General features: G+C 66.2%; 18 protein-coding genes. 11 read left to right on the forward strand and 7 right to left on the reverse strand.

From position 1 onward, the window contains the following. The 5 genes from AAHM44_RS15155 to AAHM44_RS15175 all read left to right on the forward strand — a co-directional run bounded on the left by AAHM44_RS15155 (window position 1) and on the right by AAHM44_RS15175 (window position 8019). A complete protein-coding gene (locus AAHM44_RS15155; RefSeq protein ID WP_342250516.1) occupies window positions 1-1923 on the forward strand; it encodes an alpha-L-fucosidase in 1923 nt (640 codons plus the stop codon). A gap of 271 nt (window positions 1924-2194) precedes the next feature. Then, a complete protein-coding gene (locus AAHM44_RS15160; RefSeq protein WP_269575577.1) occupies window positions 2195-3193 on the forward strand; it encodes a N(4)-(beta-N-acetylglucosaminyl)-L-asparaginase in 999 nt (332 codons plus the stop codon). Between the two features lie 34 nt (window positions 3194-3227). After that, on the forward strand, window positions 3228-6257 hold the full coding sequence (locus AAHM44_RS15165) for a TonB-dependent receptor domain-containing protein (RefSeq protein ID WP_269575578.1): 3030 nt from the start codon (window positions 3228-3230) through the stop codon (window positions 6255-6257). 398 nt (window positions 6258-6655) lie between these two features. Then, window positions 6656-7498, forward strand: coding sequence for an NPP1 family protein (locus tag AAHM44_RS15170; RefSeq protein WP_269575579.1), 843 nt, complete (start codon window positions 6656-6658; stop codon window positions 7496-7498). 53 nt (window positions 7499-7551) lie between these two features. Further along, entirely contained in the window at window positions 7552-8019 is a 468-nt protein-coding gene (locus tag AAHM44_RS15175; protein WP_342250517.1) for a hypothetical protein, read from the forward strand. Between the two features lie 210 nt (window positions 8020-8229). Here AAHM44_RS15175 and AAHM44_RS15180 read toward each other — a convergent pair whose 3' ends face one another. Next, window positions 8230-8463: a hypothetical protein gene (locus tag AAHM44_RS15180; RefSeq protein ID WP_269575581.1), complete on the reverse strand. Its 234-nt coding sequence runs from the start codon at window positions 8461-8463 to the stop codon at window positions 8230-8232. 84 nt (window positions 8464-8547) lie between these two features. Here AAHM44_RS15180 and AAHM44_RS15185 point away from each other — a divergent pair, with 84 nt between their 5' ends. Together AAHM44_RS15185 and AAHM44_RS15190 are read left to right on the forward strand one after the other, a co-directional pair. Further along, a complete protein-coding gene (locus AAHM44_RS15185) occupies window positions 8548-9702 on the forward strand; it encodes an aminotransferase (protein WP_269575582.1) in 1155 nt (384 codons plus the stop codon). Window positions 9703-9814: 112 nt separating this feature from the next. After that, window positions 9815-10522: a hypothetical protein gene (locus AAHM44_RS15190; protein ID WP_184165378.1), complete on the forward strand. Its 708-nt coding sequence runs from the start codon at window positions 9815-9817 to the stop codon at window positions 10520-10522. A 31-nt stretch (window positions 10523-10553) separates the two neighbouring features. Here AAHM44_RS15190 and mtnA read toward each other — a convergent pair whose 3' ends face one another. From mtnA to AAHM44_RS15215, 5 genes are all read right to left on the reverse strand, one after another. Then, window positions 10554-11600, reverse strand: a complete 1047-nt coding sequence (gene mtnA / locus AAHM44_RS15195) for an S-methyl-5-thioribose-1-phosphate isomerase (RefSeq protein ID WP_342250518.1) — start codon at window positions 11598-11600, stop codon at window positions 10554-10556. Then, window positions 11597-12226 (reverse strand): acireductone synthase, encoded by a 630-nt coding sequence (mtnC, locus tag AAHM44_RS15200; RefSeq protein WP_342250519.1) that lies wholly within the window; start codon window positions 12224-12226, stop codon window positions 11597-11599. Before mtnC ends, mtnA begins: the two co-directional genes overlap by 4 nt. An 84-nt stretch (window positions 12227-12310) precedes the next feature. Next, a complete protein-coding gene (locus tag AAHM44_RS15205) occupies window positions 12311-12868 on the reverse strand; it encodes a 1,2-dihydroxy-3-keto-5-methylthiopentene dioxygenase (protein ID WP_342250520.1) in 558 nt (185 codons plus the stop codon). Further along, the gene (locus AAHM44_RS15210) at window positions 12856-13473 is read right to left on the reverse strand and encodes a methylthioribulose 1-phosphate dehydratase (protein WP_342250521.1); all 618 of its coding nucleotides are present in this window, start codon (window positions 13471-13473) and stop codon (window positions 12856-12858) included. The genes AAHM44_RS15205 and AAHM44_RS15210 overlap by 13 nt, the downstream gene beginning before the upstream one ends. 45 nt (window positions 13474-13518) lie before the next feature. Then, complete coding sequence (locus AAHM44_RS15215; RefSeq protein WP_184165362.1) at window positions 13519-14229, reverse strand: L,D-transpeptidase family protein; 711 nt, start codon at window positions 14227-14229, stop codon at window positions 13519-13521. A gap of 263 nt (window positions 14230-14492) precedes the next feature. Between AAHM44_RS15215 and AAHM44_RS15220 the strand changes: the two genes are divergently transcribed. After that, window positions 14493-15209, forward strand: coding sequence for a murein L,D-transpeptidase catalytic domain family protein (locus AAHM44_RS15220; RefSeq protein ID WP_342250522.1), 717 nt, complete (start codon window positions 14493-14495; stop codon window positions 15207-15209). 254 nt (window positions 15210-15463) lie between these two features. Here the strand turns inward: AAHM44_RS15220 and AAHM44_RS15225 are convergent, their stop codons facing one another. After that, window positions 15464-16975, reverse strand: coding sequence for a hypothetical protein (locus tag AAHM44_RS15225; protein WP_342250523.1), 1512 nt, complete (start codon window positions 16973-16975; stop codon window positions 15464-15466). Between the two features lie 95 nt (window positions 16976-17070). Between AAHM44_RS15225 and AAHM44_RS15230 the strand changes: the two genes are divergently transcribed. From AAHM44_RS15230 to AAHM44_RS15240, 3 genes are all read left to right on the forward strand, one after another. After that, on the forward strand, window positions 17071-19122 hold the full coding sequence (locus tag AAHM44_RS15230; protein WP_342250524.1) for an NAD(+) synthase: 2052 nt from the start codon (window positions 17071-17073) through the stop codon (window positions 19120-19122). 74 nt (window positions 19123-19196) lie between these two features. Further along, complete coding sequence (locus AAHM44_RS15235; RefSeq protein WP_342250525.1) at window positions 19197-19958, forward strand: hypothetical protein; 762 nt, start codon at window positions 19197-19199, stop codon at window positions 19956-19958. Between the two features lie 78 nt (window positions 19959-20036). Next, window positions 20037-22250, forward strand: a complete 2214-nt coding sequence (locus tag AAHM44_RS15240; protein WP_446745993.1) for a beta-glucosidase — start codon at window positions 20037-20039, stop codon at window positions 22248-22250. The last annotated feature ends 46 nt before the right edge of the window (window positions 22251-22296 follow it).

The raw sequence follows: 22296 nt of genomic DNA on the forward strand, positions 1-22296 counted from the left end.
ATGACCGAACTGTCCCGGCGCACCCTGCTCGCCACCGGCCTTGCCGCCGGCGCGCTGCCTGCCGTTCCCGCGCAGGCCAGCGCAGCGCCTGCCAACACCCCCAAGCCCTTCGGCGCGACGCCGAGCCCGCGCCAGTGGCGCTGGCACGGGCGCGAGCAATACGCCTTCGTCCATTTCTCGATCAACACCTTCACCGACAAGGAATGGGGCTTTGGCGACGAGAGCCCGAAGCTGTTCAATCCCAGCGACTTCGATGCCGATCAGATCGTCGCCGCGGTCAAGGCCGGTGGGCTCGAGGGGCTGATCCTCACCGCCAAGCATCATGACGGCTTCTGCCTGTGGCCGACTTTGCTCACCGAGCATTGCATCCGCAACAGCCCCTACAAGGAGGGCAAGGGCGATATCGTCCGCGAGATGGCCGACGCCTGCAAGCGCGCGAAGTTGCCCTTCGGCCTCTATCTGTCGCCCTGGGACCGCAACCATGCCGAATATGGCCGCCCGGCCTATGTCACCTATTACCGCGCCCAGCTGACCGAGCTGTGCACCCGCTATGGCGACCTGTTCGAAGTATGGTTCGACGGCGCCAATGGCGGCGACGGTTATTATGGCGGCGCGCGCGAAGCCCGGAAGATCGATGCGCCGCGCTATTATGACTGGCCGTCGATCGTCGCTTTGGTCCACAAGCTCCAGCCCAACGCCTGCACCTTCGATCCGCTCGGCGCGGACATCCGCTGGGTGGGCAATGAGGACGGCGTCGCCGGCGATCCCTGCTGGCCGACCATGCCGAATGAGCCCTATGACCAGAAGAACGGCAATGCCGGCGTGCGCGGTGGCGCGATCTGGTGGCCGGCGGAAACCGACGTGTCGATCCGCCCGGGCTGGTTCTACCATTCGGACGAGGACTCCAAGGTGAAGAGCCCCGAACGGCTGATCCGCCTCTACGATGAGTCGGTGGGTCGTGGGACCAATCTGAACCTCAACATCCCCCCTGATCGCCGCGGACGCATTCCCGACCAGGATTTCAAGATCCTCAAATCCTATGGCGACGCGATCCGCGCGACCTTCGCCAGGGATCTGGCCAAGGGCGCGGTGGCGCATGCCAGCACCAGCCGCCCGGGCTTCGCCCCCGCGCGCGTACTCGATGGCAATCGCGAGACCTATTGGACCACGCCCGACCAAGCGGCCACGCCGACCCTGACGCTCGACCTCAAGCCCGGCACCCGCTTCGACGTGATCCGGCTGCGCGAGTATCTCCCGCTCGGCGTGCGCGTGACCCGCTTCGCGGTCGATGCCGAGATCGACGGTACCTGGAAGACGCTGGCTGAGCATGAATGCATCTCGGCACAGCGCGTGATCCGCCTGCCTGCCCCTATCACGCCGCGCCGCGTGCGCCTGCGCATCCTCGAGGCACCGGCCTGCCCGGCGATCAGCGAGTTCGCGCTGTTCGCCTCGGTCACGCCGGTCCCGGTGTCCGCAATCGTATCGACCGACCCGACGGTGCTCGATGTGACCAAGTGGCGCGTCGTCGATGCCAGCGCGCCCAATGCCGAACGGTTGCTCGACAATGAGGCCGGCACGATCTGGGTCCAGTCGAGCCCCAGGCCCGGCGCTCCGGCATACGTCACCGTCGATCTCGGCGGATCGACCGACCTGGCCGGCTTCAGCCTCACGCCTTCGCGCCAGGTGATGACCGGCGCTGCTCCGCCGCGCGGTTACGTGGCGGAAACCAGCGCCGATGGTACCAATTGGGAACCGGCAGCATCCGGCGAGTTCTCCAACATCGCCTATGCGCTATCCACTCAGCGCATCAATTTCGCCCGTGCGCGTACCGCGCGCTATCTGCGCCTGACCTTTGTCGAGACCGCTGTTCCGGCCGGCCGGCTGGCAATCGCCGGAATCGGAGGATTCCTGCCCGCGCGCTGAGCGCAACGATCCCCTCCCGGGCCATGCACCCGGGAGGGAAATCCCCATCGGGATTAGCTGGTTAGCCTGTCATTTCCCGCGGCTCGCGATGGCGAGTGACGCAATTTTGCAACGGCGATGTGCTATTTATCGGATCGATAGCACCAAAGTCGATTTTGGTATTGAAGTGATATTCCACCTATGACAACCATACGACAAGGCTAGGACGTCCTGGTGACGATCCGAACCATTCGCGGTCGCATGTTAGCGCTCGCATTCAGGGTTGGCATCGATGGAAACTACGCGTCGGAGAGCAATGGCATTGGGTATCGGCGGCGCTACGCTCGCCGCGGCGGCGCCCGTCGTCGCCAAGCCTGGTAACCGCGCCCTCATCGTTTCGACCTGGGATTTTGGCGCGGCCGCCAATGCCGCTGCCTTTGCCCAGTGGAAGAAGACCAACAGCCTGCTCGATGCGGTCGAGGCCGGCGCCCGCGTTCCCGAGGCTGATCCCGAGAATCATTCGGTCGGCTATAGCGGCTATCCCGATCGCGACGGTCACGTGACGCTCGATGCGATCCTGATGGACGATCGCGGCAATGTCGGCGCCGTCGCGGCGCTAGAGGATTTCATGCATCCGATCTCGGTCGCGCGCCGGGTGATGGAAAAGACGCCGCACACTTTCCTGGTCGGCGAAGGCGCACGGCAATTCGCCATTTCGGAGGGATTCGAGCGCACCAAGCTGCTTACCCCCGAGGCTGAGGCTGCGTGGCGCGAATGGCTCAAGACGGCGAAGTACAAGCCGATCGCCAATAGCGAGAACATGCGCGGTACCGCGCTGGATCACGACACGATCGGCATCGTCGCCTGCGGTCCCGATGGCCGCCTTGCTGGTGCCTGCACCACCTCGGGCATGGCGTTCAAGCTTCGTGGCCGCGTCGGCGATTCGCCGCAATGCGGCTCGGGTCTGTTCGTGGAGGCCGGCGTCGGCGCCGCGACCGCGACCGGGGTCGGCGAGGAAGTCACCCGGATCGCCGGCTCGGCACGCGTGGTCGCGTCGATGCGCGCCGGCATGTCGCCCCAGGCGGCGTGCCGCGAAGCCGTGCTCCATATTGCCAAGCTCCGCGGCGACGCGGTGCGCGACGCCCAGGTCGGCTTCCTGGCGATCAACGACCGCGGCGAGATCGGCGCCTTCGCGCTGCAGCCCGGCTTCACCTTCGCAGTAACCGACCTTGAGGGACGAACCCAAGTGCGGCCCGCTGAGAGCTTAAAAAAGCCTGCGGCCACCAAATAACCCGAAACAATTTCCTGATTCCAAGGGGGATGTAATGAAGAAGCTTAATGCCCTGTTGCTGAGTTCAACTTGCTTTGCGGTACTGCTCGCCGCGCCTGCCATGGCGCAGGAAGCCGAGCAGGATACCACGTCGGTCTCGACCGCCGACGCCCAGGACAACGGCGCCATCGTCGTCACGGGCAGCCGCATCACGCGTCCGAACGCCGCCGCCGCGTCGCCGATCACCTCGGTCACCTCGGAAGCGATCCGCGCCCAGGCAGCCGTGAACATCGAAGAAGTGCTGAACCGCATTCCGTCGGTCGCGCCGGACAGCCAGCAGAACTATCAGGATTCGGACGGCCGCCAGCGCATCAAGCTGCGTAACCTCGGCTTCGAGCGCACCCTCATCCTGGTCGATGGCAAGCGCCTCGGCACGATGAACGGCCTCGACGCCAACATGATCCCGACCGCGCTCGTCTCGCGCGTCGACGTGCTGACCGGCGGCGCCTCGGCCGTCTACGGTTCGGACGCCGTCGCCGGCGTGGTCAACTTCATCCTGGACAACAATTTCGAAGGCATCCAGGCGAACGCGAACTACAATTTCTACGCGCACGACAACAAGCCGGGACTCGTCTCGCAGGTTGCCAAGAACTACGGCTTCGCCCAGCCCGCCCAGGGCCTGAGCACCGATGGTGGCCGCGTCGACCTGTCGCTTACCGCCGGCAAGAAGTTCTTCGACGATCGCATGCACGTGTCGGCCTATGTCGATTACCGCAAGGCGAACCTCGTTCCCTACAGCGCGCGCGAGACTTCGGGCTGCCAGCTCGTCGAAGGCACCAAGGACGGCCCGCTCAGCTGCTCGATCTCGAGCTACACCGGCTATGGCTATGTCTCGCCGCAGAGCGGCCCGAACGCCGGCAACGCCTATCTGAACAACCCGAACGGCACCCGCACCTTCGTGCCCTATTCGTCGGCCCTGGCCGCGAACCCGTATGACGGCTACTCGTTCCAGCGCAAGAACGAGCGCTGGAATGCCGGCGGCTTCGCTTCGTTCAAGATCTCGGACGCGGCGGAAGTCTATGCCAACGCGATGTGGTTCCGCGACAAGTCGGCGAACGTCTATCCGGCCCGCGTCTACAGCTCGACCGCCTATGCGGACGGCCCCTACCAGGTCCGCTGCAACAACCCGTACATGTCGGCCGCCCAGGCGACCGCGATCTGCGGCACCGCGGCAGGCACCAGCACCTTCGTGCCGATCGAACTGCGCTACCGCATGACCAGCGTTCCCGATCTCGAGGACCGCTACACCAATGAAGGCCTGCGCATCACCGGCGGCGTCCGCGGCGAGTTCGCCAAGGGCTGGAGCTACGATGTCGGCGGCGTCTATGCGCGCAACCAGATGGACACCAGCTGGGCCGGCCCGCTCTATGCGCGCGTCAACAACGCCCTGAACGTCGTCAACAACAACGGCACGATCAGCTGCGTCAACGACGTCGCCAACGGCTGCGTGCCCTTCGATCCGTTCAGCGCCAACTCGGCGACGAACAACACCGCGCTGTACAACTACCTGATCGCGGGCACCTACGGCACCTCGACCACGACCAACACGCTCTACAACGGCATCGCCACCATCCAGGGCGATCTCGGCACCTACGGCATCAAGAGCCCGTGGGCGGACGAAGGCGTGGCGATCGCGTTCGGCGCCGAATATCGCGAAGACCAGCTCAAGAGCCATGCCGATGCGATCTGGCGCGAGTCGGTCAGCGACGACGCGGACCGCTATCTCGCCCAGCACGTCTGGGAAGGTAACGTCGAGCTCCAGGTTCCGATCGCCCAGCACAAGGCTTTCGCCGACCTGCTCCAGGTGAACGGTGCGTATCGTCTGTCGAAGTACAGCAGCAACCCGGACACCTTCTCGACCTGGAAGGCCGAGGCGATCTGGGCTCCGGTCGAGGACATCACGTTCCGCGCCTCGATCAACCGCGCCCAGCGCGCTCCGACCGTGGTGGAGTCCTTCCAGGGCTCGAACACCAGCTATGGCCGGATCACCACCGCCTATAACGATATCTGCGCGCCGACCGTCGTCAGCACGTCGATCGATCCGGTCACGGGTCGCCCGGTCAATGTCTATGGCGCCCCGACGGCATCGCGCGAAGCGTGCCGCGCAACCGGCCTGGCCGACAACCTCTACGGCAGCGCCACCCTGCTCTGCCCGACCGATGTTGGCTGCACCTATCGCGCCGGCGGGTTCACCGTGGATCCGGAAACCGCCTACACCAAGACCTTCGGTGTGGTGCTGAAGCCGCGCTTCCTCCCGGGCCTGGTGGTTTCGGCCGATCGCTTCCTGATCGATCTGAACCAGTCGATCGGCTACAACGACTACGCCTACTTCTCGCAGGGCTGCCAGCAGACCGCCGATCCGTTCTTCTGCAGCATGTTCGTGCGTAACGCGGACGGCACGCTGTCGAGCAACCCGACGACCAACCCGACCACTGGCTTCATCCGCCAGGGCACGACCAACTACTACAAGAGCAAGTCGCATGGCTGGGACTTCCAGGGCCAGTATGCGCTGCCGCTCGGTGGCAACATCGGTCGCCTGGACTTCGACTTCGCCGGCACGCTGACCACGCTGGCTGGCGCGCAGGACGCGTCGTTCCTCGCGGAGCGTAACTGCGTTGGCTATTATGGCGGCGCCGGCTGCGGACAGTTCATCGCCAAGTGGACGCACAACCTGCGTGGCACCTACACCACGCCGGACCAGTTCTTCAGCATGTCGCTGAACTGGCGCCACCTGGGTCCGCTGACCCGTACCTCGAACTCGGGCGAGGCCAGCCTCGGCGCGGATGCGAGCACGGTGCGCAAGACCTTCTACCGGATCGACGCGTATGATTACTTCGATCTGTCGCTGAACTTCCGCGTCGAGAAGAGCTTCTCGTTCCGGATCGCGGCGAACAACATCCTCGACAAGACGCCGCCGGTCATGCCGAACTCGTATGACATCGGCCTGTCGCGCGCGAACACGATCTCGGCCCGGTACGACTCGCTCGGCCGCCAGATCGCCTTCAGCACGACGGTCAACTTCTAAAACTAGCCCTTCGCTAGAACCTCAGGGCCCGCCTTCTCCGGAAGGCGGGCCCTTTTATTTGCCCGTCGCGCACCCGGCCTCGATGGCGCCTCCGCCGAAAAAATTGTCCGGATATCGCCGACCTTCCGTCTTCCCTTCGAGGCCCCATGGACGCCCGGCGGAAGGATCGAGGCATTGCGCGACCAGACCACCGGAATCCGTCTTCCAGAAAGAACGGACCAACGAATAATATCCTTACCAGAAACGCAATATGAATATTGAAACATTAGTTTCACAGTATCGCGCGAATTAAATCATGCGCGATTCGCTAAAAGTATAGAATAAAATACTTCGCAACTATAATTGCGGAGGCGATTTGGCGCAACTTCACTCCATATTTTCTTGCATTGGGAGATTGTATGAAGAGCCAATTCAAAACACTGGCCATTGCCGCCCTTGGCACACTGACGATCCTGCTACCCGAAGCCGCACAGGCGCAGGGTTGGCCCGCACCGGTGGCGCCGCTGCCCGAGCTGGCGACCGCGCTCGACAAGCGCTTCCAGCCGGCGATCGATTTCGACACCGACGTCTGCTTCAACGTGCCGGCGGTCAATGCATCGGGCGCGATCAGCGCCGGCGCCTCGACCTACGCCACGCTGCCGCCGGCCTCGTGCCGCAACGCGAGCTACCGCACGACGAGCAACGTCTATGTCCGCGCCCGCTGCAACAACGGCTATTGCGCCCGCGTCTACAGCTATTTCTGGCAGTCGGATTTCTCGCACGCCTATGACTGGGAATCGGTGATCGTGTGGACCACCGACCAGGGCACAAGCAGCACCGTGGTCGGCGTAACCCGCGGCAACCACGGCGGCTGGGAAACCCGCGCGACCAGCGGCGGGCAGTTGCGCTTCCAGAGCGACACCAGCGGCCAGCACGTGAAGATGGTCTATCACTACGAAACCTGGGGTTTCTCGCACCTTTGGCGCTTCTCGAAGACCGACAATGGCGACGAGCCGCCCGAAAACGGCACCGGCCAGTGGCTGATCCAGCCGCTGGTGAGCTGGAACGGCTACCCCTCGGCCAGCGTCCGCAACGCCATCTCGAACTATAATTTCGGCAGCGGCAATTTCGACCTGAAGGACTCGCGCTTCTCGAGCGTCCTCGCCGCGACGGTGAACTCGAGCATCACTCCGGGCTTCGATCCGAACACCGATTCGGGCGCGAACTCGCCGGGCTGCCCGACCGGCTCGACCATCTGCTGACCCTGCGCCGCCCCGTGCCACCGGCATGGGGCGGACCTTCCGGCGAGATACAAATGGCTTCGAAATATCTGCCGCTGCTCGGCGGCACGGCGCTGATCGTCGCGATCGGCAGCTTCTGGCTTACCCAGCGGGGCGCCGAGAGCACCCCGATGCCCAGCACGGGCGCGGTGGTCGTCACTACCCCCGCCGCAACAGAAAGCCCCTCCCCCGCACCTGTTGCCCCGACGAACCTGCCGACGCCGCCGGACAAGGTGATCGCGCATGTCCGCCAGGCCTATCCGCTGCTCGAGAAGGTGGACTTCTCCTGCGACGCGAAGGGCTGCGCCGTCACCGCGACGATACCGCCGCCTACCGGCGACGAGTTCCTCAAGGTGCGGCAGGAAATGCTGCTGGGCGGGCTGGCCAGGCTGGTCGAGGCGGACGGGTATCGCATGCCCGGACCGGTCCATATGGACGAGATCGAGAGCAACCTGTTCCATATCCGCGCGGACGTGGTGCCGGCACAACCGCCGGCTTCCTAGCGATCCAGGACGGACGCCCCGCAAGCGAGGCGTCCGTCAGGCACCGGGTTGGGCGTCGATCCGCACCGGCACAGGGATGTATGCCGCCCCAACTGTCGGGTTCAGGTCGAAACGGCATGCAGAGGCTGTGGCCGGATGCGTGCACCCGGGCGAGCCGGGTGCGACGGAGGCGGAGGATTGGGCGACGAATCAGGTTCGTCGCCCGGAAGATTATTTCTTGCCGCCACGCCAATAGAGCAGGCCCGCGACGATCGCGGCCGAACCGATGCCGATCGCGGCGCCCATGCCGATCTGCTTGGCATCGGGCTTCCAGCGCTTCTTGGCCTCGACGATGTCCTTCACCGCCTGGAGCGCCTCGCTGCCCTCGTCGTGATGATCGTGCGGCGCCTCCTCGATCGGATAAGGCGGCTTTGCTTCCTGCGGCTTGGGCGGGGTCTTAGTCATGATCTTCCCTTATTGGCGCTAGGCTGAACGCGAGGCTAATGCGGCGGTTGCACCCAAAGATGCAAGCGGCCACAAGCTCGGGCCATGAACCCGCTCTACGCCCAGCTCGGCACCACCATCTTCGAAGCAATGTCCGCTCGCGCACGTGAGACGGGGGCGATCAACCTGGGCCAGGGCTTTGCCGACGGCCGCGGGCCGGAAGCGGTTCTCGAAGCCGCGGCCAGGGCGGTGATCGAGAAGTCGAACCAATACCCGCCGATGATCGGCCTGCCCGAGCTGCGCGGCGCGGTGGCGGACCATTATGCGCGCCACCAGGGGCTCAACCTGGCGGCGGAGGAAGTGGTGGTAACCTCGGGCGCGACCGAGGCGCTGGCGGCGGCGATCTTCGCCTGCGTCTCGCCCGGCGACGAGGTGATCTGCTTCCAGCCGCTCTACGACGCCTATGTCCCACTGATCCGCCAGGCCGGCGGCGTGCCGAAGTTCGTGCGGCTGAGCCCGCCCGAATGGAAGATCGACAAGGCAGCGCTGGAAGCCGCCGTCTCCAGCAAGACGCGCGTGCTTATCCTCAACAACCCGCTCAACCCCGCCGCGACGATGTGCAGCGCCGACGAGCTGGCGATGCTGGCGGACTTCTGCGTGAGCCATGACCTGATCGCGATCTGCGACGAGGTCTGGGAGCATGTGACCTTCGACGGCGCGCGCCATCTGCCGCTGATCGGCTTCCCCGGCATGCGCGAGCGTACCGTGAAGATCGGTTCGGCCGGCAAGATCTTCGCGCTGACCGGCTTCAAGGTCGGCTGGATGTGCGCGGCGCCGGCGATAGCCCGCGTGCTTTCGAAAGCGCACCAGTTCCTCACCTTCACCACCCCGCCTAACCTGCAATGGGCGGTTGCCGAAGGCCTCGCCACCCAGGATGCCTGGGTGCAGGAAGCACGCCACCGCTTCCAGGCCGGACGCGACCGATTGCGCACCGGGCTGGAGGGCGCAGGCTTCGCCGTGTTGCCGAGCGCCGCGACCTATTTCCTGTCGATCGATCTCACCGCCTCGGGCATCGCGCTCGACGATGTCAGCTTCGCCAACAAGCTGATCGACGAGGCCGGCGTCGCCTCGATCCCGGTCTCGGCTTTCTATGCCGAGGATGCCGTCACCAACGTGCTGCGCTTCTGTTTCGTCAAGGAAGACGCGACGCTCGACGCGGCCATCGCCCGAATCGCCGAGGCACGCGACCGGCTGGCCTGACGACTCGGCGCACCTTCGTTTCATCGGCGGAAGCACCCGCTTCACCGTGACGCGCGCAACTCGCCGCGTTTCCGGCACGTTCGCCGGGCCGCGGGACAAGTGGAGTTGTATCATGCGTAACATGAAGTTCCTGATGCGCGGCGCTGCGGTTGCCGCGATCCTGATCGCGACGCCGTCGCTGGCCCAGAGCCGGATCGACCGCGCGCGCACCGCCGTTGCCGAAGCGACGGCCAAGGTGGAAGCCGCCCAGACCGCCGGCGCCGACAAATATGCCCCGGACGCCTATGCGCGCGCCGAAGAATCGCTGCGCACCGCCAAGGACCAGCTGGCACGCGACCACCGCGATTCGACGATCAACGAGGCACGCCGCGCTTCGGGTCTCGCCGATGCGGCGCTGGCCGAATCCGAACGCAACAAGGGCGCGCAGATCGCCGCCGAGCAGGACGCGCGCCGCGATGCACAGGCCGCAGCCGCCAATGCCTCGGCCGATGCCGCCGCGGAAGCCAGCCAGCGCGCAGCCGCGCAGGATGCGGCACTGACCGCGCAGAGTGACGCGGCTGCGGCGAACGCGCGCGCCGAAGCGGCAGCGGTAGCCGCCCAGTCGGCTGCGGCGGATGCGGCAGCGGCGCGTGCCGCGGCGGCCCAGCCGGTAGCGACCACGATCGAGACCACGACCACCCAGCCGGCGCGCACCTATTCCTCGTCGCGCACGACGACGCGCAAGGTCGTGAAGAAGCCGGTCCGCAAGACGACCACCACCGTCACCCGTCCGGCAGCTTCGACGACCACTACGACGACGGTGAAGACCGAGCCGCGCTAAGCGCGTCCGGCGGATACCAAGGGGGACAGGGTCAGATCCTGTCCAGCACCCCACGCTCGGTGATGTAACCCGTCACCAGGCGTGCGGGAGTTACATCGAATGCTGGATTGGCGGCGGGGGAATCGGTTACCCGGACAGTGCCGATTTCCCCGTTTGCCAGCGGCCCGCTGAGCCGGGTCAGCTCCTCGGCGCTGCGCTCCTCGATCGGAATGTCGGCGCCGCTTTCGGTATTCGGGTCGAAGGTCGTGTAGGGCAGCGCAACATAGAACGGCACGTCATTGTCGTGTGCCGCAAGCGCCTTCAGATAGGTGCCGATCTTGTTGCAGACATCGCCGTTGCGGGTGACACGGTCGGTGCCGACCACCACCGCATCCACCTGCCCCTTCATCATCAGCAGCCCGCCGGCATTGTCGGCGATCACCGTGTGCGGCACGCCGTGGTTGCGCAGCTCGAACGCCGTGAGCAGCGCGCCCTGGTTGCGCGGTCGGGTCTCGTCGACCCATACATGCACCGGGATTCCTGCATCATGCGCGAGATAGATCGGCGCGGTGGCCGTGCCATAGTCGACCGTCGCCAGCCAGCCGGCATTGCAATGGGTCAGGATGTTGAGCGGGCGATCCGGGTTCTTCGCGTGCAGCTGCTTGAACAGCGCAAGCCCATGCTCGCCGATCGAGCGGCAAAGTTCGGCATCCTCATCGCAGATTTCATCCGCCCGCTTGAAGGCTGCCTCGGCGCGTTCGCCTTCGGGCAGATCGGCCACCGCCGCGCGCACCGCGTCAAGCGCCCAGCGCAGGTTGATCGCGGTGGGGCGGGTCTCGAACAGCTTGTCATAGGCAGCGGCCAGGCTCGCATCGCCCGGATCGACCGCCAACGCCATCGCATAGCCGTAGGCGGCCGTCGCACCGATCATCGGCGCGCCGCGTGTCCACATTTCGCGGATCGCCACCGCAGCGGCATCGACGTCGCGCAGCTCGACCCATTTGATGTCCCAGGGCAGCTTGCGCTGGTCGAGGATCACCGCGCCCTTGCCGTCTTCGGTGCGACGGATCGAGCGGGTCGGACGGCCTTCGAGGATCATGGGAGCACTTCCGCGAGAGAATGGACATCGGCCGCGCCACCGGCGCGATCGATCAGCAATGCCTGGAGCCCCGCCTCATGCGCGGCATCGACCTCCGCCACCATATCGGAGACGAACAGCAGTTCGGACGGCGCGAGATCGAGGGCATCGACGATCTTCGTATAGGAATCGCTGTCGCGCTTGGGGCCGGTGGTGGTGTCGAAATAGCCGCTCAGGAATGGTGTCAGGTCCCCGGCGATCGAGTGCCCGAAGATCAGCTTCTGCGCCGCGATCGAGCCCGAGGAATAGATGTTCACCTTGATCCCCGCCTCGGTCCAGCGGCGCAGCGCCTCGGGCGTGTCGGGATAGACATGGCCCTTGAGCTCGCCATCGGCATAGCCCTGCGCCCAGATCAGGCCCTGGAGCGTCTTGAGCGGCGTTTCCTTGCGGTCCTCGTCGATCCACTGCAGCAGGGTCGCGACCGGATCGTCCCCCGGCACCTGCGCCAGGATCGGTGCGGCGACTTCGGGGTTCGCTTCAACAAATGCCGCCAAATGCTTGCGCGCATAGGGGAAAAGCTCGGCGGCAACGAAGCTGATGCTGCTCGTCGTGCCTTCGATGTCGAGGAGAATGGCTTTGGGTTTCATGATACTCTCGTCATCCCCGCGAAAGCCGGGATCTCAGGCGAAGGCGCATATGGCACGAGATCCCGGCTTTCGCCGGGATGACGGTTATGCCTCGGCCGGCTCGTGCCGTGGAAAGCGGTCCGCGATCGCGTCGCCGGTGAAGTTGGCGATCCAGCCATCGGCATTGGTGAACAGGCGGATCGCGGTAAACCGAGGCGAAGGCCCCATGTCGAACCAGTGGCGCGTGCCGGCCGGAACCGAGATCAGGTCTCCCTCCTCGCACAGCACGGCGTAGATCCTCTCGCCCTCGCGCAGGGTGAACAACCCCTCGCCTTCCACGAAGAAGCGGACCTCATCCTCCGAATGGCGATGCTCGGAGAGGAACTTGGTGCGCAGGTTCGCCTTTTCGGGGTGATCGGGAACCATGCGGATCACGTCGACCGACTGATAGCCATTCTCTGCCTTGAGCCGCTCGACCTCGGGCGCGAAAGCCTCGAGCACCTCGTCCTGCCCGGCATCGGCGGCGAGCGGGCGCGAGGGCCATTGCTCGAAGCGCACCCCGATCGGGGCGAGTGCGGCGGCGATGGCAACGGCGTCGCGGGTATCGGTCAGCGGGGCGCCGCCCGCTTCGTCGAAGATGCGGAGATGGGTCATCGTTTCCATGCCCTTTCGGCCAGTTCGGCGGCGATCAGCCATTCGGTGCCTTCCAGCACGCGCTCGGCTTCGGCCAGGTCCTTGCCCCAGGCATAGAGCCCATGGCTGCGGATAAGATAGGCAGGCGCGGCGTTCGGCGCCAGCAAGGCGGGACGGATCGCTTCCTCGATCACCGCCATGTCCTGGCTGTTGTCGACGATCGGCAGGCGGACCTCGGCCTCATGCGTGGTGTTGCCCGGGAAGACCTTGAGCATCTCGTGCCCGGCGAACACCCATTCGCTGGCGTCGGCGGCGGCCCGGCTCATGCCCACGGCCTCGGGCGAATGGCCGTGCAGCACGGCGCCGACATGGGGGAACAGCCGGTAGATCGCCAAATGCAGGTCGGTCTCGGCCGAGGGCTTGCCCGGGGTGAGCGGGGTGCCGTCCAGATCGACGCGCATCACGCCCTCGGGCGTCAGTCGCCCCTTGTGCCAGCCGGACACGGTGACGGCGATGCTGCCGTCGTCGAGCCGCACCGAGTAATTGCCGGCCGTGGCGGGCGCCCAGCCGCGCGCGTCGAGCCGGCGGCCGACCTCGACCAGGCCTGTCGCGGCATCTTCGAAGGACATCGTCATGGAATCGCGCTTAGCCGATCCAAGGCTACGCGCGCATTACAGAATTTATTTCGAGCCGCGTCGCCCGATCGGCTGGACGATCTCGCGCGCCGGGCCGGTGACGAAGGTCGCGGGCTGCGGGCGCGGCGCGGGCCCCGACATCGTCACCATGTTGAACGCCTCGCCGCCCAGATTGCGGGCGTCGGCCATCAGCAGCGGGGTGGCGGGGCCGGAGCGCTCGGGCGTGATCACCGGCTCATCGGTGACCATCACGTCGCCGCCCAGCTCGGTCAGCGCGTAGAGCTGCTTGGCGAAGGCTGCGGGGAAGCGGATGCAGCCATGCGAGGCCGGATAGCCCGGCAGGCGGCCGGCATGGAGCGCGATCCCATCCCAGGTCAGCCGCTGCATGTAGGGCATCGGGGCGTTCGAATAGAGGTTCGAGCGGTGAAACACCTTCTTCTGCAGGATGGTGAAGGCGCCGGTCGGCGTCTCGTGCCCGTCCGATCCGGTCGAGACGGTGCTGGCGCCGACCAGCTTGCCGCCGCGATAGACATAGGCCCGCTGGTCCGGGATGCTGACCACGATCGAGACGGGATCCCAGTCATTGGTGCTCGCCTTGATCAGCTGCGGCTCCTCGTACCAGGCCCATTGCCCGTTGCGCAGCGTATCGGGGGCCAGCTGCATCGTGTCCGACGCGGCGACCTGCGCGGTAGCGGGAATGGCGGGAAGGATCGTGGCACTGGCCAGCAGCAGGACGGCAAGGGCGCCGGAACGCATCAAACAGCTCTCCGAATCCGGTGAGCCAGGACGGCTCAGGGCGATTCCTTAACGAAATTAACCTAATTTCGCTCCGCTGCCGAATCGCGGATATTTCACGCAGGCAAATCGCTGGCAATGTTCCGGATTTTCGCCCCGCTTCGGCGAACCGGGCATGCGTTGCGGCGAGCCGCGCAACTTGGGACAGATGTTAAGCGCCCCGCTTACCATCTGTCTGATATAGATTCCCCCAAGGGGTAAAGCAGCGGGTTCTTTGGATAGTGATGGATAGCCTCGATACGATTCAGACGCGTCGCGCCTTGCTGAAGGCTGCGATGGTGATGACCAGCGGTGCGGTGGTTTCGGCCTGCGCCTCGCGCACGATCAACACCGCGATGGCACCGGCGCCGGTGCCGGCCCCCTCCTCGGTCCCGCCCATCCCCAAGGCACCCGAACTGGCAACCGTCGCCAAGGTGCCGGGCGTGCCGAACGGCATCCGCCCCGAATTGTTCAAGAAGGCGGTCGCCGCGCTCAATCGCCATTCGATGCGCATCGCCTCGCATGACCGCATCGCGATCGCCGATTTCGCCACCTCGTCGAACAATCCGCGCTTCCATGTCGTCAACCTCGGCACCGGCCAGGTCGAGCGCTTCCTCGTCGCGCACGGCATCGGCTCGGATCCGAACCATAGCGGCATGCTCCAGCGCTTCTCGAACGAAGTGAATTCGGAAGCGACCTGCGAAGGCGCGTTCCTCACCGCCGATTATTATGTCGGCAAGCATGGCGACTCGCAGCGCCTGCTCGGCCTCGACCCGACCAACAACAACGCGCTCGATCGTGCGATCGTCGTCCACTCGGCCTGGTATGCCAATGCCGACATGATCGGCAAGCATGGCAAGCTCGGCCGCAGCCAGGGCTGCTTCGCGGTAGGCGAGAACGAGCTGGCCAAGCTGTTCGAGCGCCTTGGCCCGGGCCGGATGATCTACGCCGCCAAGGTTTGAGCGCCCATTGCCGGGACACTCCTGTCCCGTTGCAATGTAGGATTTCGCATGTTTCGCTGGAGCGGTCGGGACCCCGGTCCCGGCCGCTCCTTGCTTTGTAGGAAAGATAGGATCGCGCGCACGCAAGGATATTGCGAGATGCGCAGCCAATACGGGAACTATGTCAACTTAGGGCACCCGAGAACACGCTCCTGGCCTGTACTTTGTGTACTTTCACGAGTCGTCCCAACTCCGATGTTGGACGCCGGCACCGCCTAGTTCTTCGGCAGTCCCGGCCCCGGCCCTGTCCCGCATGGGAAGGGCGGCGCCCAGCATGGGTAGCCGAAGGTCAGCTTGGTCGCGTAGCGCGCGATCGGCCTTTGCGGCCAGCTGCCCGGCAGCACCACATCCGCCTTGCCGCTGCCCTTGGGCCAGGTCGCGACGCTGGCAGGCGTGACGCCGTACCAGAGCACATCCCCCTCGAACCGGCGCTTGAAGGCGATGGCCATCACCCGGTCGCCCATCGGCAGCTGGTGATAATCGGCCGGGCTGCGCTGCGCACCCTTCGCATCGACCACCGCCGAGCGGGCGAAATAGATGTCCTGCCAGGGCGCTTGCGGCGCGGCGAAAGCGATCGCCTTGGCCGGCTCCCGCGGCTCGGCCGGGCGCGGGACGATGCGGAAGCTGGCGAGCAGCACCAGCGCCACCACCACCGCGATCCCGCGCGCATCGCGCCAACGGACCAGCAGCCAGGTGAACAGCGCCGCCATCGGGAACAGCCATTTGAAGTAGTGCGCGTTGAAGAAGCGCCACATGCCGCTGGGAACCAGATCGACATAGGCGAGCATCATCGTCGTGTAGATCAGGGCGACCAGCACCATGCAGAGCGTCAGCCAGCGCGTCGGCCCCTGGAGGCGCATCACGCCGAGGATCAGGCCCGCCGTGCCGGTGAGCAGCCAGGGCAGCTCGCGCAGCAGCCCGGTCTCGCCGGGGAACCAGGGCGAGGGATCGACGAGCAGGATGCTCGCCTTCCAGCCGAGATCGGCAAAGGCGAAGCCGTAATCGCCTGACAGGATCGTATACTCAGTGAGGCGCGGGCCATAGATGGCGAGATAGAGTAGCAGATAGGGCAGCAGCGCCGCCCCCGCCCCGCCCAGCCCCTTCGCCAGATCGCCCCAGCGCTTCTCGATCAGCACCGGCCGCCACAGCGCGAAGCCGCCGATCACCGCGCTGACCACCACATCGGCCGGGCGGACCAGCGCGATCGCCATCAACAGCGCGCCGAGCAGCCAGGCCCGGCGGCGCTCGCCGAACATCATGTCGGCAGCCTCGGCGAAGGCCAGCCAGATGAAGGCGGCCGACATCGTCGTCGTCCAGGGCTCGAGCCAGAATTTGGAGATGCGCAGGTCGCCGATCGTCGCGGCGAGGAACAGCAGGCCCGCCGCAAGGCTCCCCACCCCGAAGCGCGCGCAGACGCGGTGGAAGCCGATAAAGGCGCCCGCGTAGCAAAGCAGGTTGATCGGCACGAACGGCGTCGGCGCCCAGGCGAAGGGCGCGCCGGCAAGCGGGTAGAGCAAGGGGTACCAATGCTGGTCCGGGCTCAGGTCGAAATGCAGGAACGCCCTTGCCGATTTCAGATATTGCATCTGATCGTGCCAGCCGCGCCACCACGGCCCCGCCGGCGCGAAGAACTTCAGGTTGATCTTGAAGACCGTATAAGCGGCGAAGACCACCATGACCGCGCGCACCGGATGCGCATCGAACTGGCGACGGATCCAGTGGAGCATCGCCTGCGGGTAGAGCCTGAGCGGGACTGGCACAAGCGGAGCCGAGCGACTAGGGGATGCAACAGATCGAAACATGTCGCTGCAAGACGGAGACGATGGCCCAGTCCCACCCTTTTTATTCGATCCACCGCCAGGGAATGATCCGCGCGGGCGTGTGCACCCCGATTACCACGGTGGCCGACCCCATTGCCAATGCCGAGGCGGCGATCGCGCTGGCGCGGCAGGGCGACGCAATGGGCGCGGACCTGCTCGTCTTTCCCGAGCTCAACATCACTTCCTACGCGATCGACGATCTGCACCTGCAGGACGTGATCTGCGACGCGACCGAAGCGGGTGTCGCCGCGATCGTGACAGCCAGCACCGAGCTGAAGCCGGTGCTGCTGGTCGGCGCGGCGCTGCGGCGGAGCGGACGGCTGTACAATTGCGCGGTGGTGATCGCGCGCGGGCGCATCCTGGGCGTGGTGCCCAAGAGCTACCTGCCCAATTACCGCGAATATTATGAGAAGCGCTGGTTCGCGCTCGGCGCCGGGCTCGCCGGGCTGGAGATCGACGTTGCGGGACAGACCGTGCCCTTCGGCACCGACCTGATCTTCGCCGCCGAGGAACTGCCCGACTTCGTCTTCCATGCCGAGATCTGCGAGGATTACTGGGCGCCGCTGCCTCCCTCTACCGAGGGGGCGCTGGCCGGTGCGCTGGTGCTGTGCAACCTTTCCGCCTCGAACATCACCGTCGGCAAGGCCCGCGAACGGGCGCTGCTCTGCGCCGCGCAATCGGCACGCGCGGTGGCGGCCTATGTCTATTCCGCCTCGGGGCCCGGCGAGAGCACGACCGACCTTGCCTGGGACGGCCAGGGCATGATCCACGAACTGGGTGAGCAGATCGCCAGCACCGAGCGCTTCGAGCTGACCACCGAAGTCGTCTGCGCGGACATCGATCTGGAGCGCATCCGGCTCGAGCGGATGCGGATGGGCACGTTCAACGACTGCGCCGCCGCCAATGGCGATCCCGAGACGCGCTTCCGGCGCATCGTCTTCCAGCACCGGCCCGATTATGCCGACAAGGGCCTGCTGCGGAAGCTGCGCCGCTTTCCGTTCGTGCCCAACACCCCGTCGAAGCTCGAAGAGGATTGCTACGAGGCGTTCAATATCCAGGTGGAGGGCCTGCGCAAGCGGCTGGAATCCACCGGCGCGAAGCATATCGTCATCGGCGTCTCGGGCGGGCTCGACTCCACCCATGCGCTGATCGTCGCTGCCAGGGCGATGGACCGGCTCGGCCGTCCGCGCACCGACATCCTTGGCTTCACCATGCCGGGCTTTGCGACCAGCGACGGCACCAAGTCGAACGCCTGGGCGCTGATGAACGCATTGGGCGTGACCGGTGCCGAGATCGACATCCGCCCGGCGGCGAAGACGATGCTCGAGGGGATCGGGCATCCCTATGCCAATGGCGAGCCGGTCTATGACGTGACCTTCGAGAACGTCCAGGCGGGCCTGCGCACCGACTATCTCTTCCGCCTTGCCAACCAGCGTCAGGGCTTCGTGCTGGGCACCGGGGATCTCAGCGAACTGGCGCTCGGCTGGTGCACCTATGGCGTCGGCGATCAGATGAGCCATTACGGCGTGAACGCCGGCGTACCCAAGACGCTGATCCAGTATCTGATCCGGTGGACCGTGCAGACCGACCAGTTCACCGGCGAAGCGGCGGACGTGCTGACCGCCATCCTCGACACCGAGATCTCGCCCGAGCTCGTGCCCGCCGATGCCGACGGCAGGATGCAGAGCACGCAGGACCGGATCGGGCCGTACGAGCTGCACGACTTCTTCCTCCACTACACGATCCGCTTCGGGCTGAAGCCCAGCAAGATCGCCTTCCTCGCCTGGCATGCCTGGCAGGACGCCAACGCGGGACAATGGCCGATCGGCTTCCCCGAGGATGCGCGCAACCGCTATGATCTGGAGACGATCGCAAGGTGGCTGCGGGAATTCCTGTTCCGCTTCTTCCAGACCAGCCAGTTCAAGCGCTCCGCCCTGCCCAATGGACCCAAGGTCTCGGCCGGTGGTGCGCTGAGCCCGCGCGGCGACTGGCGCGCACCGTCGGACAGCGTGGCGCGGGCGTGGCAGGCCGAGCTGAAGGCGAACCTGCCCTAAACGGTGCGATCGGCGCTCGACGCCCTGCCCGGTGCCGCTAAGCTCGATCTCCTGCGTCAGTCGGGAGGATCGCTTTGCACGGAAACTGGGCCGAGGCGCTGGGCGTCCCGTCATTCGAGACGCGGTGGTTCCTGCCGCGCTACCAGCCCATCCGCAGCGGCGACTGGGAAATCCAGATCGGCCGGAACATCCTGGCGCAGGGCTATTGGGGCCCGACCAGCTTCATGGCGGAAGTGCCGGTGCTGCTTCGCGCCGGCGAGACCTGGATGTCGATCACGCCGCTGGAGATCGAGAGCCAGACGATCGGGCTGGCGCTGGCCCACGGGCATGTCGTGATCATGGGCCTCGGCATGGGCTGGGCCGCTGGTGCGGCGGCGCTGCACGAGAAGGTGACGCAGGTGACCGTGATCGAGCGCGACCCGGAGGTGCTGGCGCTGCACCGCGAACTGGACCTCTTCGGCCAGCTGCCTGACGCCGCCCGCGCCAAGCTGCGCGTCCTTCAAGGGGACGCGCTGGAATGGCGGGCAGATACGCCGGTCGATCTGCTGATGCCCGATATCTGGCTGCCACTGATCAGTGACGGGCGCGTGGAAGAGGTGCGCCGCATGCAGGCCAATGTCCAGGCCGGCGCGATCTATTTCTGGGGACAGGAACTGGAGATCGCCCGCCACGCCCGTGCCGCCGGCCTGGCGCTCGACGCGGCGGGGATCATGGCGACGATCGCACGCGTGGGCCTGCCATTGATCGGGCCCGGCTATCCCGGTCATGCCGCCATTGTCGATGCCGTGGCCCGGCGCTGGATGCGCGAACGCTGGCTGCCGACTACGACCATCTGAGTGATAGCGTTACCACAGCTTGACGGATATAAGCTCGCCGACAACGCTGACAAAAAGTCGGGAGAGGGAATCATGAAGATGCGCCGCCATGCCGTTGCAGGTTCGTTGATCGCGCTGGGCATCGCCCTGGCCGCTGCGGCACCCGCCGCCGCGCAGGACCAGCCCCGGCCCTGGCTCGACGCCAAGCGCGCGCCCGACGAGCGGGTGAAGGCAGTGCTCGCCCAGATGACCGAGGACGAGAAGCTCACCCTGGTCTTCGGCTATTTCGGCACCGATTTCGCGCCCAAGAACGGCTACAAGGCGCCTGCCGAGGCGCGGCCGGGCTCGGCCGGCTATATCCCGGGCATCCCGCGGCTGGGCATCCCGCCCCAGTGGCAGACCGATGCCGGCGTCGGCGTCGCCACCCAGGGCGGCGCGGCGAAGAAGCGCGGACGCACTGCCCTGCCCTCGGGCCTGGCCACGACCGCGAGCTGGGACGTCGACCTGGCCCATGCCGGCGGCGCGATGATCGGTGCGGAGGCGCGCGCGTCGGGCTTCAACGTGATGCTCGCCGGCGGCGTCAACCTGATGCGCGAGCCGCGCAACGGGCGGAACTTCGAATATGGCGGCGAGGATCCGCTGCTTGCGGGCACGATGGTCGGCGCGCAGATCGCCGGCATCCAGTCGAACCATATCGTCTCGACCGTAAAGCATTATGCGATCAACGATCAGGAAACCGATCGCGATACCGGCAACTCGATCATCGACCAGGTAGCGGCGCGGACCAGCGACCTGCTCGCCTTCCAGTTCGCGATCGAGAAGGGCGATCCCGGCTCGGTGATGTGCTCGTACAACCGGGTGAACGGCACCCATGCCTGCGAGAATCCGTGGCTGCTGAATGACGTGCTCCGCCGCGACTGGGGCTACAAGGGCTATGTGATGTCGGACTGGGGCGCGACCCATTCGACCGCGCCGGCCGCCAATGCCGGGCTCGACCAGGACTCCGGCTTCCCGTTCGACAAGGAGCCCTATTTCGGCGCGCCGCTAAAGGCCGCGGTGGCCAAGGGCGAAGTCCCGGCCGCACGGCTCGACGCGATGGCCGGCGCGATCCTGCACGCGATCTTCGCCAACGGGCTGGTCGACCAGCCGGTGACCGACGCGCCGATGGACCTGGCGCCGGCGATGCTCGCCGATCACGGAGAAGTGACCCGCAAGGATGCCGAGGGCGGCGCGGTGCTGCTCCAGAACAAGGGCGCGATCCTGCCGCTCTCGCCGGCGACGCGGAAGATCGTCGTGATCGGCGGACGCGCCGACAAGGGCGTGCTGGCCGGCAGCGGCTCCTCGCTGGTCTATCCAGTGGCGGGCAATGCGGTGCCCGGGCTCAAGCCGACCAGCTGGCCGGGGCCGGTAATGTATTATCCCGACGCGCCGCTCGCCGCGATCAAGGCACAGGCGCCCAATGCCGAAGTGGTGTTCGCCGATGGCGGCAATGTCGGCAGCGCGGCGAAGCTGGCCAAGGGCGCGGACGTGGCGATCGTCTTCGCGACGCAATGGGCGGGCGAGGCGTTCGACGTATCGCTTACGCTCGAGGACGATCAGGACAAGCTTATCGCAGCGGTAGCCAAGGCCAATCCGCGCACCGTGGTGGTGCTCGAGACCGGCGGGCCGGTGCTGACGCCGTGGCGTGGCCAGGTCGCCGGCATCCTCGCCGCCTGGTATCCGGGCACCCAGGGCGGCGGCGCGATCGCCCACCTGCTGTTCGGCAAGGTCAATCCCTCGGGTCATCTGCCCGCCACCTTCCCCGCCAGCATCGACCAGCTGCCCAAGCCGTCGACCCCGAACAAGGGCGACACGACCTACAGCGAAGGCGCGACGGTCGGCTACAAATGGTATGACGCCAAGGGGCTGACTCCGGCTTTCCCGTTCGGCCACGGGCTCAGCTATACCGAGTTCGGCTATTCGGGGCTGAGTGCGCGTGCCGATGACGGCAGCATTTCCGCCAGCTTCACCGTGCGCAACACCGGCAAGGTGAAGGGCAAGGCGGTGCCGCAGCTCTATGTTGCCGGCGCGGGCTGGGAAGCGCCGAAGCGTCTGGGCGCGTTCGACAAGGTCGAGCTGGCGCCGGGTGAAGCGAAGAAGATCTCGCTCAAGGTCGATCCGCGCCTGCTCGCAACCTGGGACGCGGCGAGCAGCAGCTGGAAGATCGCGGGTGGCAGCTACAAGGTGCTGCTCGGCACCTCGGCGAAGGACATCGTCGCGACGGTGCCGGTGACGCTGACCCCGCGGACGATCGCAGTGGGCTGGCGGCCCTGATCTCTCCCTCGTGCAGCCCCCCCCACCCGGGGGGGGGGGGTTTGGG

Source organism: Sphingomonas sp. OTU376, assembly GCF_038440415.1.
In the GTDB taxonomy this organism is placed as follows: domain Bacteria; phylum Pseudomonadota; class Alphaproteobacteria; order Sphingomonadales; family Sphingomonadaceae; genus Sphingomonas; species Sphingomonas kyeonggiensis_A.